15 protein-coding genes are annotated in these 18,201 nt (G+C 35.7%); 11 read left to right on the top strand and 4 right to left on the bottom strand.

Annotated elements, in window-relative coordinates; translation table 11 throughout:
• Nucleotides 1-320: 320 nt before the first annotated feature.
• From AC3WTI_RS25315 to gerLC, 7 genes are all read left to right on the top strand, one after another.
• Nucleotides 321-1,031: a C39 family peptidase gene (locus tag AC3WTI_RS25315; protein ID WP_000734484.1), complete on the top strand. Its 711-nt coding sequence runs from the start codon at nucleotides 321-323 to the stop codon at nucleotides 1,029-1,031.
• Nucleotides 1,032-1,164: 133 nt separating this feature from the next.
• Complete coding sequence (locus AC3WTI_RS25310; protein ID WP_087955377.1) at nucleotides 1,165-2,340, top strand: amidohydrolase; 1,176 nt, start codon at nucleotides 1,165-1,167, stop codon at nucleotides 2,338-2,340.
• Between the two features lies 1 nt (nucleotide 2,341).
• A complete protein-coding gene (locus AC3WTI_RS25305; protein ID WP_000719845.1) occupies nucleotides 2,342-2,539 on the top strand; it encodes a DUF3311 domain-containing protein in 198 nt (65 codons plus the stop codon).
• The gene (locus AC3WTI_RS25300) at nucleotides 2,536-4,008 is read left to right on the top strand and encodes a sodium:solute symporter family protein (RefSeq protein WP_097841279.1); all 1,473 of its coding nucleotides are present in this window, start codon (nucleotides 2,536-2,538) and stop codon (nucleotides 4,006-4,008) included. Before AC3WTI_RS25305 ends, AC3WTI_RS25300 begins: the two co-directional genes overlap by 4 nt.
• Before the next feature lie 102 nt (nucleotides 4,009-4,110).
• Complete coding sequence (gene gerLA / locus AC3WTI_RS25295; RefSeq protein WP_128805761.1) at nucleotides 4,111-5,589, top strand: spore germination protein GerLA; 1,479 nt, start codon at nucleotides 4,111-4,113, stop codon at nucleotides 5,587-5,589.
• Entirely contained in the window at nucleotides 5,590-6,714 is a 1,125-nt protein-coding gene (gene gerLB, locus AC3WTI_RS25290) for a spore germination protein GerLB (RefSeq protein ID WP_087955375.1), read from the top strand.
• Complete coding sequence (gene gerLC / locus AC3WTI_RS25285) at nucleotides 6,698-7,864, top strand: spore germination protein GerLC (protein WP_142286452.1); 1,167 nt, start codon at nucleotides 6,698-6,700, stop codon at nucleotides 7,862-7,864. Before gerLB ends, gerLC begins: the two co-directional genes overlap by 17 nt.
• A gap of 209 nt (nucleotides 7,865-8,073) precedes the next feature.
• On the opposite strand, the gene AC3WTI_RS25280 is transcribed toward gerLC, so the two are convergent.
• Genes AC3WTI_RS25280 through AC3WTI_RS25270 form a run of 3 tightly spaced genes read right to left on the bottom strand, consistent with a single transcriptional unit; the run spans nucleotide 8,074 to nucleotide 10,428 of the window.
• Nucleotides 8,074-9,474: a nucleoside recognition domain-containing protein gene (locus AC3WTI_RS25280; RefSeq protein ID WP_087955372.1), complete on the bottom strand. Its 1,401-nt coding sequence runs from the start codon at nucleotides 9,472-9,474 to the stop codon at nucleotides 8,074-8,076.
• Nucleotides 9,452-10,174 carry a FeoB small GTPase domain-containing protein gene (locus tag AC3WTI_RS25275; RefSeq protein WP_087955371.1) on the bottom strand — a complete coding sequence of 241 codons (723 nt, stop codon included), beginning with the start codon at nucleotides 10,172-10,174 and terminating at the stop codon, nucleotides 9,452-9,454. Before AC3WTI_RS25275 ends, AC3WTI_RS25280 begins: the two co-directional genes overlap by 23 nt.
• Nucleotides 10,171-10,428: a FeoA family protein gene (locus AC3WTI_RS25270; protein ID WP_000252989.1), complete on the bottom strand. Its 258-nt coding sequence runs from the start codon at nucleotides 10,426-10,428 to the stop codon at nucleotides 10,171-10,173. The genes AC3WTI_RS25275 and AC3WTI_RS25270 overlap by 4 nt, the downstream gene beginning before the upstream one ends.
• A gap of 509 nt (nucleotides 10,429-10,937) precedes the next feature.
• Between AC3WTI_RS25270 and AC3WTI_RS25265 the strand changes: the two genes are divergently transcribed.
• From AC3WTI_RS25265 to AC3WTI_RS25250, 4 genes are all read left to right on the top strand, one after another.
• The gene (locus AC3WTI_RS25265) at nucleotides 10,938-11,840 is read left to right on the top strand and encodes a phosphate ABC transporter substrate-binding protein PstS family protein (RefSeq protein ID WP_492304473.1); all 903 of its coding nucleotides are present in this window, start codon (nucleotides 10,938-10,940) and stop codon (nucleotides 11,838-11,840) included.
• 71 nt (nucleotides 11,841-11,911) lie between these two features.
• A complete protein-coding gene (gene pstC / locus AC3WTI_RS25260) occupies nucleotides 11,912-12,802 on the top strand; it encodes a phosphate ABC transporter permease subunit PstC (RefSeq protein ID WP_142286460.1) in 891 nt (296 codons plus the stop codon).
• A 2-nt stretch (nucleotides 12,803-12,804) separates the two neighbouring features.
• Nucleotides 12,805-13,725, top strand: coding sequence for a phosphate ABC transporter permease PstA (gene pstA, locus AC3WTI_RS25255; RefSeq protein WP_087988145.1), 921 nt, complete (start codon nucleotides 12,805-12,807; stop codon nucleotides 13,723-13,725).
• A 130-nt stretch (nucleotides 13,726-13,855) separates the two neighbouring features.
• Nucleotides 13,856-14,380, top strand: coding sequence for a P-loop nucleotide/nucleoside kinase family protein (locus AC3WTI_RS25250; protein WP_087955367.1), 525 nt, complete (start codon nucleotides 13,856-13,858; stop codon nucleotides 14,378-14,380).
• Between the two features lie 43 nt (nucleotides 14,381-14,423).
• On the opposite strand, the gene AC3WTI_RS25245 is transcribed toward AC3WTI_RS25250, so the two are convergent.
• On the bottom strand, nucleotides 14,424-17,468 hold the full coding sequence (locus AC3WTI_RS25245; RefSeq protein ID WP_087955366.1) for an efflux RND transporter permease subunit: 3,045 nt from the start codon (nucleotides 17,466-17,468) through the stop codon (nucleotides 14,424-14,426).
• Nucleotides 17,469-18,201: the final 733 nt, after the last annotated feature.

Below are 18,201 nucleotides of genomic sequence, written 5' to 3'. Positions count from 1 at the left end.
TCATTAGTGGGGGATATGACACATACTCGGTTTATTTACTATGAAATGAATGGAGTATGTAAAAAGCGAACTATGACTAAATACTCTAAGAATGTTTTTGTTAACAAAGTGATATCTTCACCATGTTAATTATTTCGATTTTAGCAAAAAAATTCAGAAAAGTATATTGTTTTTTCTCTTTATTAAAAATAATTAGAATTTTCCTGATAGTAAAAGTGTGAACAATAATTCACATAATCTTTCTAGCAAACTAGTAAGAAGAAAGGTACAATGATAGAAGGTATGTCTGTAAAATAATAATTAATGGAGTTTTGTTTAAAATGAAAAAGTTAAAATATCTTTTTGTTTTTGGAATTATATTAGCTGCAGCGTTCTTTATAGGGAAAGATAAGATTATACAAAAGGCACAAGTGCTACGCTTAGATTTTCTATCTGAAATGAAAGAAGCGGCTATGATTGAAAATGTTCCGTTTATAAAGCAGTTACCAGAATTACCTCGTGGATGTGAAGTGACAAGCTTAGCTATGTTACTACAATATAAAGGTGTGCAAGTAGATAAGATGCAACTTGCTAGTGAAATTCATCGAGTTCCATTTGAACAAGATGGTTTGCGTGGAAATCCTTATGAGGGATTTGTTGGAAATATTTATACGAAAGCTGAACAAGGATATGGTGTATATAATAAACCAATCTTTAATTTAGCAGAAAAATATGTTCCTGAAAAAGTAATTAATTTAACAGATAGAGACGTGAATGATCTATATAAGGTAATTAGTTCTGGCTCTCCAGTATGGGTTATTATTAATACAACGTTTAAGCCGCTAGCTGAAAGTAGTTTTGAAACATGGAAAACAAGTTCTGGTGAAGTGAAAATTACATATTTTGAGCATAGTGTAGTAGTGGTTGGATACGATCAAAACTTTGTGTATGTAAATGATCCTCTAAAAAACAATCCGCGTTTCGCTGTTCCACGAGCAGAATTTGAGAAAGCTTGGGAGCAAATGGGGAAACAAGCAATTACTATTTTATAATAATGAAAAAAGTCATCTTTTTGATGGCTTTTTATTTTTGGTAATTTATAACCGAAAATTCAGAAGATTCTTTTAAAAATTAACAATTCACGTTATAATAACATTTAACTTGGTGAAGAAGGGGAGAAGAGAAATGGATGTAGCGAAGGAACTGGTTGTATCGAAAAATCAATTGATTGAGTGGAGAAGGCATTTTCATAAATATCCAGAGTTATCTTTTCAAGAAGAAAAAACATCACAGTTTGTATTCGATATACTGCGGAAAATCACATGTTTAGAAGTGACACGACCTACTAAATATAGTGTAATGGCAAGGTTGATTGGTAAGAAACCTGGTAAAACCATCGCGGTTAGAGCTGACATGGATGCTCTTCCTATTCATGAAGAAAATGAGTTTGACTTTATATCTACAGAACCAGGTGTGATGCATGCATGTGGCCATGATGGGCATATAGCGATATTACTTGGAGTTGTACATAAGTTAGTAGAGGCAAGAGAGAAAGTTGAAGGGGAGATTCGTTTTCTCTTCCAACATGCAGAAGAAAACTTTCCTGGCGGTGCAGAGGAAATGGTTGCAGCGGGTGTAATGGAAGGTGTGGATTATATTATTGGTGCTCACCTTTGGGCATCGTTACAGGTTGGCAAAATAGGTGTAATTTATGGTCCTGCAATGGCTGCTCCAGATGTGTTTAAAATTACAATAGAAGGAAAAGGTGGACATGCTGGGATCCCTCATGAAACTGTTGATAGTATTGCAATCGGTACACAAGTCGTTTCGCAACTTCAACAAATTGTATCTCGCCTCACGAATCCGTTAGACTCTCTTGTAGTATCTGTTACGCAATTTCATGCTGGGACAACCCATAATGTGATTCCAGAACAAGCGAAGATTGAAGGGACAGTGCGGAGTTTAAAACATGAGTTGCGAGAAGAAACAGAGAAAAGGATTGAACGGATTGTGAAGCATGTGACGGAGGCTTACGGGGCGAAATATACGTTTTCTTATGAATATGGATATCGACCGGTAGTAAATGATTATGAAGTTACAGAGGTTATTGAGCAAACAGCATTACAACTTTATGGTCGGGAAGGAGTTATTCGTTTACAGCCGACGATGGCTGGGGAAGATTTTTCAGCGTTTTTACAAAAGGTTCCAGGGACATTCTTTTTTATCGGAGCAGGAAATAAAGAGAAAGGAATTATATATCCTCACCACCACCCTCGTTTTACGATTGATGAGGATGCATTGCCAATTGGCGTGGAAGTCTTTGTATCATCCATTATGAATTTTATAAGCAAAGGAGAATGAGATGAAGAAAATACATCTATTAGCGCTTATTCCAGTTTTTTGTTTAGTTATTGGACCTGTATTTGCTAATTCAGTTACTCCTTACGTATTAGGGATGCCATTTTTATTATTTTGGGTATTATTATCGGTGCTCATTACGTCTCTTTGTATGGGGATTGTGTACGTATTTGATCCTGCGAATAAGGGGGATGTAAAATGACCGCATTACTTATCATTATTTTATTTTTATTTCTCGCACTATTTTTAGGAATTCGGGCACAACATGGAAAAGATATGAATTTAGAGCAATGGTCAGTTGGAGGAAGAGGATTTGGCACTATTTTTGTTTTTCTTCTTATGGCAGGTGAAATTTATACGACATTCACATTTTTAGGCGGAAGTGGATGGGCGTATAGTAAGGGAGCACCTACTTTTTATATTTTAGGTTATGGTGCATTAGCTTATATTTTATCTTACTTTTTATTGCCGCCAGTTTGGAAGTATGCGAAAGAGCATAATCTTGTTTCGCAGCCAGATTTTTTTGTGAAGAAATATAAGAGTCAGACACTTGGTATTATCGTTTCTATTATTGGGGTTATTTCGATTATCCCATATCTTGTTTTACAGTTAAAAGGATTAGGCATTATCGTTTCGGAAGCGTCTTACGGCAGGGTATCGCCAGTTATTGCCGTATGGATTGGTGCAATTGTCATAACGATATATGTAATGGTTTCAGGTATACACGGCTCTGCTTGGACAGCGGCTTTAAAGGATATTATGATCCTGTTTATCGTTATGTTTTTAGGTATATATTTACCGTACCATTATTATGGAGGATTTCAGCCGATGTTCGAAGCTGTAGAAGCAGCAAAACCAGGATTTTTATCTTTACCTGATGAAGGAATGAGTATTTCTTGGTTTGTTTCTACTATTGTATTAACGGCTCTCGGTTTCTATATGTGGCCCCATACATTCGCTTCTGCTTTCTCTGCAAAAAATGAAAAAGTATTTCGTAAAAATGCGGCCATTATGCCACTTTATTCTTTAGTTTTACTTTTCGTATTCTTTGCGGGTTTTGCTGCTATACTGCAAGTGCCTGGATTAAAGGGAGGGGATGTAGACCTTTCGTTATTCCGTCTCGCTCTTCAAACTTTTGATCCGTGGTTTATTGGGATTATTGGTAGTGCTGGCGTTTTAACCGCATTAGTTCCGGGTTCCATGCTTGTTATGGCGGCATCTACTTTGTTAGCAAAAAACATTTACCGAACAATGGTCCCATCTGCTTCAGATAGACAAGTTGCTAAAGCTGCAAAATTATTTGTACCTGTAGTAACGCTTGTTGCAGTGTTGTTTACATTTAAAGGTGGAGAAACAATAGGGGCACTTCTTTTAATGGGGTATAGTATAGTGACGCAACTTTTCCCTGCCCTTGTATGTAGTTTGTTTCCGCGTCAAGTTGTTACGAAACAAGGGGCAATTGCAGGAATGGGAATTGGGTTGTTAGTGGTCGCATATATTACTTTATCTGGTTCAACTTTAGCTACGATGTTTCCGGGGGTCTCTCAATATATAAAAGATTTAAATGTAGGAATAGTCGCATTGTTAATGAATATGCTTGTGATGTTTATTGTTAGTGGATTCACCAAAAACGTGTCTATAAAAGCAGACAATATAATAGTAGAAAAGTAATCCGTGAACTAGAGCTATCTTTGAAAAGAGATAGCTCTTTTTTTGTATATATTTTCTTCTATTAGCGGAATCTAACTAAAAACTTGTTGAAAAGGAAGTTAGGTGGGGGACTTGTTAGAGCTAAAAGGTAACTTATTTGAAGTTATGAAAGAAATTAGGGATGAGTTAGGTTCGCCTAATGATTTAACAATTAGGGAAGTTGCCCTTGCTGGTAGTTTTACACGCTGTGCTGTTATTTTTTTATGTGGGTTAACAGATAAGGATAATGTTTATAAATATGTAGTTCGTACACTCCAATATGAAGAAATACAAAAAGAAGCAGTTGTCGTTCAGACGTTATTAGATCGTTTTATTTCTATTGCGGAAGTTGGTAAGAAGACAACGTTTCCGGATATTATAAATGCGATTTTAGCAGGAGATACGGTTATATTAATTGATAACATTCAAACCGCTATCGTGATTAATAGTAGAGCTTGGGAAAAAAGAAGTTTAGAACCGCCAGTAACAGAAGATTTAATACGTGGACCGAGGGTTGGATTAAATGAAGATATTAACGTGAATAAAATGTTAATTCGTCGTAGTTTGCGTGACCCAAAGCTGAGATTTCAATCTTATATTATGGGGAAGAGATCACAAAAAGAAGTGACGTTAGTATATATAGAAGACATTATTAATCCTTACATTGTAAAAGAGCTAGATCGGCGTCTTCAATCAATAGAGACAGATGTCGTTTTTGAGACTGGTACGATTGAGCAATTAATTCAAGATAATAATTTGTCACCGTTTCCCCAGTTTTTGAATACAGAAAGGCCTGATAATATTGTGGCCTCATTAGCGAAAGGAAAGGCAGCTATTTTGGTGGATGGATCACCGTTTGCCCTTATAGCTCCGCTAGTATTTGTTGATATTTTTCAATCTGTGGAAGATCATTATGAGCGCTGGGTGATTGGGACTTTATTAAGAATTTTGCGGATGGGTTCTGGTATAATTGCGATTTTAATGCCAGCGATGTATGTAGCGCTCGTCTCATATCATCAAGGCCTTATTCCTTCTAAATTGGCTTATTCAATTGCTGGGGCAAGAGAAGGTGTTCCGTTTCCTGCATATATTGAAACGTTAATGATGGCATTAACGATGGAGTTAATACGAGAAGCGGGGATTAGGTTGCCGAAACCGATGGGGCAAACAATTGGGATTGTAGGTGGTCTTGTAATTGGAGAAGCAGCAGTGAACGCAGGAATTGTAAATCCGTTTTTAGTTATCATTATTGCGGTTACAGCTATTGCTACCTTTTCTCTCCCTGTATATAGCATTACGATTACGTTTCGTATTTTACTCTTCGTCTTTGTATTAGCAGCGACTGCTTTTGGGTTGTATGGAATCATTCTAGCTCTTATTGCACTTGCTATTCATATTACAAATTTAACAAGTGTTGGTGTACCGTATACGACTCCAATTGCTCCTGCATTTTATAAAGATTGGAAAGAAGAGTTTATTCGTATGCCAAAATCGATGTTGAAAGATAGACCAGAATATTTACAAACGAAAGATTCTACAATACGTCCAAAGGAGCGAAAATAATTGAAACCATTTGAGTATGGCGATGAAGAGATTGGATCTCGGGAAATTGGGTTTGCAGTATCATCGACCATTATTGGTATAGGAGCATTGTCTATGCCACGAGATATTGCTAATCAAACTTTATTTTCGGACGGTTGGATTATTTTACTTTTGGGTGGATTGGTATGTGCAGTTTTAGGTTGGTTTGTAACGAGGGTAGCTATTTTATTTCCGAAACAAAACTTTGTTCAATATACAAGTGCGCATTTGACAAAGCCTGTTGCATACACAATTAGTAGCATTTTAGTATTAACGTTTGCTGCTTTGACAGCATATGAATCGAGAATGATTTCAATTATTTCTCAAACGTATTTATTTAGTGAGACACCGATACAACTACTGTCTTTCTTCTTCTTACTAGTTGTTATTTACGGAATAGCAGGATCAAGAGCGGCCTTATTAAGGTTAAATGTTCTATTTTTACCTATTGTTTTAATTGCGATAGTGCTTCTTTCTTTATTGAATATAAATTTAATGGAAATAAACAATTTATTTCCAGCTTTTCAAACGGAAGTAAGTCAGTACGCTGTTGGGGTTAAAAATTCTATATTCACATTTATTGGATTTGAGGTAGCTCTGTTTTATGCTGTGTTGTTGAATGATAAGACAGCGAAAAAGGCACCAATGGCAGTTGCAAAAGCCGTGATAGTAAATGTGCTCTCATATATTTTAATTTATGTAACTTGTATTAGTGTTTTTACGTATATGACAACTCGTGGATTGACATATCCAACAATTGAATTAGGGAAAGAAATTGAAATTGGTGGAGGCTTTTTAGAAAGGTTCGATGCAATTTTTTTTACGACTTGGATTATTACTATTTATAACACTACAGCAATGTATTACGACGTCGCATCTTTATTGTTTTGTGCCATGTTTCCGAAAGTGAAGAAACATATTTTTATTTTCGGAAGCGCGCCTCTGATTTTTATGCTGAATATGCTCCCTGGTAATTTAGATACGTTATCAAATTACGGAACGTATTTAGCGTGGATAGATATGGGGTTTGTCGTATTAGCTCCTTTGCTAGTTTTTATTGTATATAAAATAAAAAGAAGGAATGGTAGAAATGAAAAACCTTCTTAAAATTATAATGGTTATGGTTTTAGCTGGATTTATAAGTGGGTGTTCTGAATTAGAAGAAATAGAAGAAAGAGGATTTGTAGTAGGCGCAGCTTACGATATTGTGAAGAAAAAGAAATCAAATCCGATTATGAAAGGGACGTATCAGATGGTACTTCCCAGTAAGTTAGCACAACAAGGTGGACAGGGCGATGGAGATAGTGAAAATTATATTAACGTAAGTGCGAAAGCAGATAGCGTCTTTGAGCAAATAAGAATAATAGCTAAAAAAATTAGTCGAACATTATTTTTTCCGCATATACAAGTCATTATTTTTTCGGATGAATTACTAGCGAATCCGTATGTTTTACAAAATACGTTAGATGTATATTTTCGTGATCATGAAATGAGAAGAAATATTCGTTTGTTCGTTTCCAAGAAAAATGCAGAATCTATTTTAAAACAGAGCGCCAAACCTGAAAACTTACCGGCGCAGTACATTGATATGTTAGCTGAACATCCTCCGAAAAACGCTCAAATGATTGAGGCGGCGAGAATTGGTGAGGTACAAGGGAAAATGATCGCAGATCGAAGTTTTGCATTACCTCTCTTAGGATTAACTAAACAAGGGGTACAAATGGAAGGAGCGGCATTGATCCGTGGAAAGGATAATAAGTGCGTTGGAACTTTGAGTGGAGAACAAACATTAGGAATGAACTATGTAATAGGTAAAAAAATTGGAGGTTTCTTTACTGTTCGTAAAAAGAATCAGCTCATTACATATGAAATTCATAAGTTGCGCCGAAAGATCCGAGTGTCTACTGAAAATGCTACAAAACCGAAGTTTGATATTCATTTGTCCACAGAAGGTATATTAGCTGAGTTACATTTTAATGAACCGAAACAAGTGATGAATGAAAAGTTTTTAAAGAAAGAGATTTCAAAGGAAATGAAGAGGCGTATTGAAAAGTCTATACAGCTTGTTCAAAAAAAATATAAGGTAGATGTATTGGAATTAGGGGAGGCATATAAGAGACATAATTATAAAGAGTGGAAGAAAATTAGTAAGAATTGGGATCAAGGCCAGAATTATTTTAGTAATGCTGAAATTAATGTTCACGTTGATCCAACAATTGAACATTCAGGCTCAGCTTTACCGAAGAAAGTGAAGTAAGGTGATGGAAGTTGTTTACTGGATTAGGAATTAGTTGCACGATATTAATGGCGGTTCTTCCGGGAGCCATATACTTAATTCATAAGAAGCTCACAGTGTATGGAGCGCAGCCTTGGAATACTAATGCGAAAAAAAAGAAACCCGAATAAATTCAGGTTTCTTTCGTGCAAAGCAAATGTGAAGGGGGATACCTTCTATGTATGCTTTGCTTATACAAGCCCTAACCAGTGTACCAATTGTGTAGTGAGGAATGTAACAACAATGGCGATAACGGTAGGGATTGCAAACGATAAGAATGTCCATTTGGCACTTTTTGTTTCTTTATATATGTTAACCAGTGTTGTTCCGCATGGGAAATGAAGAAGTGAGAACAACATTGTGTTTAACGCTGTTAACCAAGTCCAACCATTTTCTAAGAATAGATTTTTAATTTGATTAAAATCATCTATTTCAGTTAAAGCTCCAGTTGATAAATAAGACATTAATAAAATCGGGATAACAATTTCATTCGCTGGTAGTCCAAGAATGAATGCAGCTAGAATAAAGCCGTCAAGTCCTAACATTTTAGCAAATGGATCTAGGAAGTTTACAAAATACATAAGTAAGCTTGTGTCACCGATAAAAATATTAGCAAGTAACCAAGTTAATGCAGCTGCAGGGGCAGCTACAACGACAGCTCTTTTTAAAACGTAGACTGATTTATCAAGTGTTGCACGCACAATTGTATTCCAAACTTTTGGCTTACGGTACGGTGGTAACTCAAGTGTGTAGTGAGTTGGAACACCTTTTAAAGCTGTTTTTGATAGTACCCAAGAAACAGTTAATGTCATAATAACGCCAATTACAACCATCCCAACTACAACGCCAGCAGTAACCAATGTTTGCATGCTACCTGTATAACCAGCAGCCATAAATAATGAAGCCATTAAAATTAACATCGGCCAGCGACCGTTACAAGGAACGAAGTTGTTTGTTAGAATTGCAAGCATACGTTCACGTGGTGATTCAATAATACGAGTTGACATGATGGCTGCTGCATTACAACCAAAGCCCATTGCCATTGTTAAAGATTGTTTGCCATGTGCACCAGAGCGTTTAAATAAGCGGTCCATATTAAATGCAACGCGTGGTAAGTATCCGTAGTTTTCTAATAGTGCAAACATCGGGAAAAAGATGGCCATAGGTGGTAACATAACGCTAATAACAGCACCGATACCACGGAATAAACCGAGTATTAAAATACCATGTAACCATTCAGGTGCATGCGCAGCTTGGAACCAAGATGTTAAATATCCTTCGGCCCATCCGAAAAACTCAGCAATCATATCAGACGGTACGTTAGCACCAGCGATTGTAAGATAAAAAATGATAGACAAAATACCGAGCATAATTGGGAATCCCCATATTGGAGATGTGAAAATTTTATCTAGTTTTTCGGAACGATACAATTTATCAGTATTTGTATATTGAACAGATTCTTTGCATATGCTTGCAGATGTTCGGTAAATATCTCCGACAATATCATCACGTATGTCTTCTTTTGAAAGTGTTTGTGCATGTTGAATAATATAGTCCAATGGAAGAGCTTTACTGGCTGAGTGAGATTCCATTTATTACGACCTCCCTTACAAGTGGTTCGTTATGATGTTTTTGAAGTGTAGTTAAGAAATTTTTATCTCCATCTAATATACGTAACGCAATCCAACGTGCTGGATACGTATCACCGAACACTTTATAAATTTGTGGTTCTAATTCCTGAATCATACTTTCGATTTTTTCGCTGTAAGAAATTTTAATTGGTGTTGGAATTAGCTTTTTGTTTGCTACTTTGGCAATGACACTTAGTAAATGACCGATACCAACTCTGTTACGAGCAGAAATTTTAACTACAGGTACACCAAGTGATTTTGCTAATTTCTGTTCATCAATAACGATGCCTTTTTTCTCAGCTTCATCAATTAAGTTAATACAAATGACTACGTTACTCGTCATCTCCATCACTTGAAGAGCTAAATTTAAATTTCTCTCCATAGCAGTTGCATCTACAACAACTACAGTTACTTCTGGTTTTTCAAATATAATATAATCCCTTGCTACTTCTTCATCTGCAGAATTTGAATATAGTGAGTAAGTTCCAGGTAAATCTATTAATCTATATTTATTTCCGTTATGTTCATATTCCCCTTCAGCTTTTAAAACAGTTTTTCCCGTCCAGTTTCCGGTATGTTGTTTTAAGCCTGTTAACGTATTAAATAATGTACTTTTCCCGGTGTTCGGGTTACCAGCTAAAGCAATACGGTGTTTGCTCATCTGAAATCATCTCCTATTAATACCCCGAAAATAAGGGAGCTTTCTTCCTTGCGTAGTGCAATAGTTGTATTGCTTACTTGATAAGCGACCGGATCTCCGAGTGGACTGCGCTGTAATACTTTAATTGTTGCCCCAGGGATGAATCCCAAATCTAATAAACGTCGTTTCATAGTTCCTTCTAATTGTATCTTCTCAATTTGTACAAACTCTCCTGTCTTGAATTCGGAAAGTGGTTTTGTATTAGCCGATACCATAAAAGTTACCTCATCTCTATATTGTTAGTTTAAGTTTAAAAAGTTTCCTTAGGTAAACTTTTTGTTAGTAATATAGTAGACTACATTGGATGATGCTGTCAATTGGTACTTTAAAAATATTCATTTATTTTTAGAATTGTTCCAATTTATTTAGTTGTACTAAAAAATATTACTGAAATTCTGTTTAATGTAAATAAAGTAAGAGTGTAAAAATTGAAAAATACAATGGATTTGTAAATGTATTTTTAACTAAAAGGGGAAAAGAGTGAAAAACATTTACATTGAATTTACATTGTTAAGACTAAATTTACATTACTGCTTAATTAATGTGGATTTTGTTGGATTCTTTAACTATAAATGTTGGGATTCCTAGCTTTTAAAGAGTATTATCGTCATTTACTTAAAATTAAAAATTGCTTAACACTCACATAATATTGTTGTCCTACAATGAATTTGTGTTCGAAAGAAAATGAATTCGAAAAGCGATAATCCAAATGGGGGTACAAGACATGGTTATGAAAAAAGGTATTAAATTTTCTTTAGCAGCTTTAGTGGTGGCAGGGGCGTTAGTTGGATGTGGGAAAGCAGAAGATACAGCTAGTAAAGAAACTGCTAAAGGAAGCGATAATACAAAACAAGAATTATCAGGTACGATTGCAGCAGCTGGTTCTACAGCTCTTCTACCTCTTGCGGAGGAAGCTGGAAAGAAATTCATGGATAAAAATCCGAAAGTTTCTATTCAAGTGCAAGGTGGCGGTAGTGGAACTGGGATTAACCAAGTAACATCGGGTGCAGTACAAATTGGTAATTCAGATGTTCCATCAGGAGATAAAATAAAAGATGCTGAAAAAGCGAAAGAATTAGTAGATAACAAGGTCGCGGGTATTGCATTCGCACTTGTCGTAAATAAAGATGTAAAAGTTGATAACTTAACAGTACAACAAGTACAAGATATCTTCACTGGAAAAGTAACGAACTGGAAAGAGGTAGGCGGGAAAGATGAAAAAATCAACGTAATTAACCGTCCGGCTTCATCTGGTACACGTGCTACATTTGAAAAAACAATTATGAAAGAAGCAAAAATCAATGATGGAACTGGTACTACACAAGATTCTAACGGTGCAGTAGAGCAAGCGATTAACTCTACTCCAGGTTCAGTAAGTTATTTAGCAATGTCTTACATGGTTGGTGAGAAAAAAGGTGCACTACAAACAGTGAAGATTGATGGTTCTGAACCGAAAGTTGAAAACATTGCGTCTGGTAAATATCCGTTCTGGTCTTACGAGTACATGGTAACAAAAGGTGAAGCGAAAGAAGCAACGAAAGCTTACATTGACTATGTAAAAGGTAAAGACTTTGAAAAGCAAGTAGAAGATATGGGCTACATTCCAATGTCTAAATTAAATAAGTAATAAAATTTTATGGGGCTGGCTGCAAGGTCAGTCCTGTTCATTTCAATCTATGAAGTGGGGTCTGACCTGTGATGAAGGGGAAAAAACAAATTAATTACGTAAAAAGTGAATATATAGGAAGATCGCTTGTTACGTTTTGTGGTATTTTTATTGTTTTAATTACATTAGCTATTATTGCGTTTATTTGCGGTAAAGGTATTCAATCTTTTACACAAAGTGGAATCTCATTTACTGAGATGTTAACATCGACAAAATGGAATCCAAATGCTGAGGAAGGAACCTTTGGGGCTTTGATTTTCATTGTAGGTTCAACAGTGGTTTCGTTAGGTGCGGTTATTATTAGTGCACCAATTGCTATAGCTCTTGCTATATTCATGAATTTAATTTCGCCGAAGTTTGGAAATAAGGTATTGAAGCCTGTTTTAGAATTATTAGTTGGTATTCCTTCAGTTGTATACGGGTTATTAGGGGTTACGATTTTAGTGCCGCTATTACGTGATTCGTTTGGAGGAGTGGGCTTTAGTTTAATTGCAGGTATTGTTGTATTAAGTATTATGATTTTACCTACTATTGCTAGTATCGCTTCTGATGCAATACGCTCTGTTCCATTTGATTATTTAGAAGCTTCTTATGGTTTAGGGTCAACGAAATGGCAAGCGGTTAGCCGAGTGATTGTTCCTGCTGCGAAAAAAGGGATTTTAACAGGTATTGTTTTAGGTTTAGCGCGTGCTTTTGGTGAAGCATTAGCGGTTCAAATGGTAATTGGGAACACAATTAAATTACCAGAAGGAATATACAGTCCGACAGCAACGTTAACTGGTATTTTGACAATGGACATGACAAATACATTAAACGGAACTGCTTGGAACAATGCGTTATGGACTTTAGCAATGATTTTACTTGTTATTTCATTCCTGTTTATTTTAGTAATTCGAGCGATTGGGCAAAGAGGTGAGCGATAATAATGAATGCAAGAACGGTAAATAAAGTTTGGACAGGTATCTTTTATGCAGTTGCAGCTTTAGTTGTAGCTTTACTAGTATTCTTAGTGTTTGAAATTCTACAAAAAGGATGGGGATTTTGGGATCCTAATTTCTTGTTTGGAGAACCAAGTAATACAAGAGCTGGTGGTGGGATTGGTCCACAGTTATTCAATTCCTTCTACATGCTTGTTATAACGCTTGTTATATCTATTCCTCTTGGTTTAGGTGCTGGAATATATTTAGCAGAGTACGCAAAACAAGGGCGTTTTTTAAATTTTGTTCGCTTATGTATTGAGACAATGGCGTCTTTACCTTCGATTGTTGTTGGTTTATTCGGTTTGTTAGTGTTCGTTACTATGACAGGCTGGGGATACACGGTAATGGGTGGTGCTCTTGCGCTAACGATTTTAAACTTACCAGGTTTAACGCGTGTTTGTGAAAATGCGATTTCAGAAGTACCTTCTAATGTAAAAGAGGCGAGTCTTGGATTAGGTGCAACGAAGTGGCAAACGATCGCTCGTATTATTATCCCGTCGTCATTACCGCAAATTATTACAGGTGTTATTTTAGCGGCGGGTCGTATATTTGGTGAAGCAGCGGCATTAATTTACACAGCGGGTTTAACATCTCCGATTTTAAATTCAGCAGCGGACTTCTCAAGTCCAGCGCATCCTTTAAATCCATTTAGACCAGCTGAAACGTTAGCGGTTCACATTTGGAAGTTAAATTCTGAAGGTGTTATTCCGGATGCGAAGTTGATTGCGACAAAATCTGCAGCTGTATTAATTATTATGGTGTTACTATTCAATGTTATTTCACGCTTAGTAGCATCTGTATTGCACAAACGTTTTACAGGAACGAAAAGAAAAAGTAAAACGACGAAGAAGATAAAAGCAGCATGATAAAGAGGAACTCTCTATTTATAAATAGGGAGTTCTTTTTGTATTTTAATATAGAAGGAATGGATGTAATGATTGTTGAATTTATAATTGATTATATAGATGAATAGTGCGGATGAGAGGGGAAGTTAATTTGTTTTTTCTGCAAATGTCAGGTTTTCCTGGATCGGGAAAATCGACAGTTTCTAAGTATATAGCGAAGTTAACGGGTGCTGTAATTGTAGATCATGACGTTTTGAAATCGGCATTGTTACAATCGTTAGAAATGAAAGGGATTGAATCGACGGTTGTTGGAGGAATATCATACGATGTTGAATGGGTATTGATTGATTCTTATTTAGACCAAGGGCATAGTGTGATATTGGATAGTCCATGTCTATATGAAGGGATGGTTGAAAAAGGAATGAAGCTGTCTAATAAACATGGTGTAAAATATAAATATATCGAATGCTATCTTAATGATATGGAAGAAATCAATAATAGGCTACAAACACGTAAGCGTATGGTCAGTCAGATTGGAAGAGTGGATTCGGAAGTATCTTTTAAAAAGTGGTTAGATGGTAGTAAAAGACCTTTAAATAGTGAATATCTTATTGTAGATTCTAGTAAACCGCTAGAGCGGTATGCGGAAAAAATGATGGATTATATGAGTAGGTAGAGAAAAAAGCGTTACCTTCATTCATGAAGATAACGCTTTTCTTTTAAATATCAGGTGTTTCTGTAGAAGTATTTATTTTTCTGCGAGAGCGTCTTTTTCTCCCGATTTTATCTAATAGTTCATACATAACTGGAACGACTACTAATGTAAGAACGGTTGAGACTGCTAAACCGCCGATAACAACGACGGCAAGACTTTTTGATACCATGCTTCCGGCTTGTGATTGACCAAATAGAAGAGGAAGCATAGCGACGATTGTTGTTATAGCTGTCATAATAATTGGACGTAATCTAGTAGATCCGGCTTCTAGTAAGGCCTCTCTTGTGTCCATTCCGTGTTCCCGATTTTGTTGCACTCTTTCTATTAATACAATAGCGTTTGTAACGACAATCCCGATTAACATTAGCGCGCCGATCAAGGAATTTACATCAACAGGTGTTCCTGAAATGATTAATCCTAAAATACCGCCGACAGCAGCTAATGGCAAGGAGAATAAAATTGCAAAAGGAGCGCGCGCCTGTCCGAAGGTGATAACCATAATTAAATATACAATGCCGATTGCAATCCCCATAATTTTGAATAAATCTGTGAAATTTTCTTGCATAGATTCAGTTGCGCCGGCAATAGTTACTTTTGCACCGCTAGGTAAATCTAAGTTAGCTATTACTTCGTTTACTTCTTTGCTTACTTTACTCAAATCTTCATTTGAGGCCTCGGCAGTAATTTGAATCGTTTCTTTTCCATCTTTATGGAAGACTTCTGTTTGAAGTTGCTTTTCTGAAATAGTTGCAATGTCTTTTAAAGGAATTGGTCCGTTGATAGGTGATAGTATGTATGTGTTTAAAATGTCTTCTTGTTTCGTAATGTTTACTTTTTTGTGTTCTATCATAATAGTTGTTTTTTCGTCATTGATTGAAACTTCACCAATAGGTGATTTCTTCATAAGGAATGCTACTTGTTGTGCTGCTAATTCTGGTGTTAATCCTAATTGTTCGGCCTTTGTTTGATCGACATGGATTTGCCATTCTTTCTTAGAGTCTTCTAAATTCGTTTTTACTTTAGAGAGAGCGCTTATATCTTTAAGTTTTGTTTCTACGATAGTAGCAGCCTCTTTTAAATTTGTTTCGTTAGTAGCTGTTACGTTAAATTGCAAATTGTTTCCGCCGCCAGAGCTTGAATAACTCATTTTTATATAATCAAGTTCAGCGGGTTCAAAAGTTTTCTGTTCTTGTTTTAACTCTTTAATATATTGATCAATATTAGAGCCTTTTTTGAAGACTACTAATATACTTGCGAGATTATTTTTGGTCGTTTGCCCCCATTGTGCATCTTCTGCGTTAGATCCCATTCTTAAAATAACATCCGTTACATCTGAGTTAGAAAGTAGCTTCTTTTCGAAATCGAAGGCTGTTTGTTTTTGTGTTTCAGGAGCGTAATCGGCTGGGAAAGTCATGTTAATAGATAACATTGTGTCGTCTTCAGACTTTATATTTGCTTTTGGTAGTAATACATAGGTTGCAATCGATCCTGCGAATAATAAAAATGAAGTAAGTAGAATAATGAATTTATGCGATAGAGCCCACTTTAATGTAGCGACATATCGTGGTGAAGAACTTGGCTTTTTGTGTTTTGTTTTTTTGAGTAGTAAAAAAGCCATAAGTGGAACAACTGTTAGTGCGACAATTAAGGATGACAGTATAGAATATACAACTGCTAATACCATAGGTAACATTAATTTTCCAATTACCCCTGATACGAGACCGATAGGTAAGAAAACAGCGACCGTTGTTAAAGTGGAAGAAGTAATTGCGACGGCGACCTCTTTCGTTGCATCGAGAATAATATCTTTAGAGAAAGATTCTTTTTGTAAACGACGGAAAATATTCTCAATGACAACGATGCTATCATCGACGAGACGTCCAACTGCAACAGCCAAACCACCAAGTGTTAGTGTGTTAAGTGTGATGTTAGATTGGTGTAGTAAAAAGAGTGTTAATAAAATAGATAATGGAATACTGATAACAGCTATGAGAGTTGTTCGGAAGTTACGTAAAAAGATTAAGATAATTAGAGTTGCAGCAATTGCTCCAAGGATTACTTCTTTTCCCATACTAGTAACAGCATTTTCAACTTGCTCATGAGTTGATGCTAAAAGTTTAATAGAAAACTGATCTTTATATTGTTTACTTATATCTTTGATTTTTTTATCGATTTCTTTACCGGTTGCAACTGCATTCTTACTCGGCTCTTTCATGATGATTAATCCGGTGCCTTCTTCTCCGTTTATATGTGAAATTGTATCGTAGTGTTGTTTAAGTTCAATTTGAGCAACATCTTGTAATTTTACTTGAGGGGCAACGGTAATGCTTTTAATATCATCCACATTTTTTATATCCCCAATGACGCGAAGAGTATATTCTTCTTTATTAACGGTAACGGCTCCAGTTGGAGTAGACGTTTCTTTTCCTTGTAAAACTTTTAATATTTGCTCGGTTGTTACATTTTTATCTTTTAATTGGTTTGGGTCTAGTATGATAGATAATTCAGAAGCTGATTTTCCGAAAAACATAACGTTGGCAACACCATCAATGCTTTCAAGTTGTGGTACGATTTCTTTTTCGATTTGTTTTTCATCTGCTTTTGAAAATCCGTTTTGCTTCTGGATAGCAATTTGGGCGAGTGGGATCATAGAAGTATTTAATTGGCTAACTATGGGTTTAGTTGCATCTTTAGGTAATTTAATTGTATTAATGGCCTTTTCGACTTCGCGTGCTGCGTCTTTCATATTTGCTTTGGATGTATACGCAATATCGATGCGTGATAATCCCTCGTGCGTAGAAGAGGTGATGCTATCGATATGTTCTAAATTGCGAAATTGTTTTTCGAGAGGATCAGTTACTTCTTTCGTCATCGCTTCAGCGTCGAGTCCTTGAGTTAAGGTGGTGACAGTGACTGCTGGATTATCGATGCTTGGTAAAAATTCCATAGGTAATTTAGAGCCGGAATAAACGCCGAGTATGGAAATTAGAAAAACCATGATGATAACAGCGGCGCGGTTTTTTAATGAAAACTTCGTTAACCTATCCATAAAGTAATTCCTCCATTGGTTTATTTGTAGTTGAGTACGTCCTTTCTTACTATATAACAAAAAATGGATATTTTTCATTAATTAAATGTAAAAAAATTCTAACAATAATCTTAAGTTAATGTTTTTGTGGAAATTTCGTTATGTATTCCGCTATTCGCTGGATGATAAGACTCTTACCTCAAAATTCAGCTGGAGTTGAGCTACCTATAAATAACCGATTCGTTTAACTAATAGTTTGTGTGGAGGAACAAAAAATCAGCATGTTCGTTTTATTAAGAAGTAATGAATCTATTTTGTTTTCTATATTGTCATTCAATAGAGAAGGAAATGCTTATGGGTTTTAATATAGAAGAGAATTGTTTTATAAAATGCGATTTTGTCAATTAGAGTGTATTGGTATACAATTTAAATGGTTGTTTTCTATAGAGGGGATGAGATGTTTCTATATAAAAGAAAGTAGGTTGGAGATTTTTTATGTTTTTTTATAAAAAACACTTGTTATTTAAAAATCATGATGGTATATTAATAAACGTCGCTGATGCGGAAACGCAGAAAACGACAAAAAAGAAATTTTAAAACATGGTTGACATCGAAAAATGAAGATGTTAATATGATGAAGTCGCTTCTGAAGCGGCAGACAAGTTCTTTGAAAACTGAACGAAACAAACAACGTGAAACGTCAATTTTTATTTTTAGATGCTAGACAAACTAACTTTATTGGAGAGTTTGATCC

The organism is Bacillus sp. EB106-02-03-XG38, from assembly GCF_058792175.1.
Note: the sequence above shows the minus strand (reverse complement) of the source record. Positions and strands in the feature narration are given on the sequence as shown.

Coding starts and splice junctions, on each gene's coding strand:
- AC3WTI_RS25305 (WP_000719845.1), top strand. CDS start 2,342: ATGAAGAAAATACATCTATTAGCGCTTATTCCAGTTTTTTGTTTAGTT.
- AC3WTI_RS25270 (WP_000252989.1), bottom strand. CDS start 10,428: ATGGTATCGGCTAATACAAAACCACTTTCCGAATTCAAGACAGGAGAG.
- AC3WTI_RS25275 (WP_087955371.1), bottom strand. CDS start 10,174: ATGAGCAAACACCGTATTGCTTTAGCTGGTAACCCGAACACCGGGAAA.
- AC3WTI_RS25315 (WP_000734484.1), top strand. CDS start 321: ATGAAAAAGTTAAAATATCTTTTTGTTTTTGGAATTATATTAGCTGCA.
- pstA (WP_087988145.1), top strand. CDS start 12,805: ATGAATGCAAGAACGGTAAATAAAGTTTGGACAGGTATCTTTTATGCA.
- AC3WTI_RS25310 (WP_087955377.1), top strand. CDS start 1,165: ATGGATGTAGCGAAGGAACTGGTTGTATCGAAAAATCAATTGATTGAG.
- AC3WTI_RS25280 (WP_087955372.1), bottom strand. CDS start 9,474: ATGGAATCTCACTCAGCCAGTAAAGCTCTTCCATTGGACTATATTATT.
- AC3WTI_RS25300 (WP_097841279.1), top strand. CDS start 2,536: ATGACCGCATTACTTATCATTATTTTATTTTTATTTCTCGCACTATTT.
- pstC (WP_142286460.1), top strand. CDS start 11,912: ATGAAGGGGAAAAAACAAATTAATTACGTAAAAAGTGAATATATAGGA.
- gerLC (WP_142286452.1), top strand. CDS start 6,698: ATGAAAAACCTTCTTAAAATTATAATGGTTATGGTTTTAGCTGGATTT.
- AC3WTI_RS25265 (WP_492304473.1), top strand. CDS start 10,938: ATGGTTATGAAAAAAGGTATTAAATTTTCTTTAGCAGCTTTAGTGGTG.
- AC3WTI_RS25245 (WP_087955366.1), bottom strand. CDS start 17,468: ATGGATAGGTTAACGAAGTTTTCATTAAAAAACCGCGCCGCTGTTATC.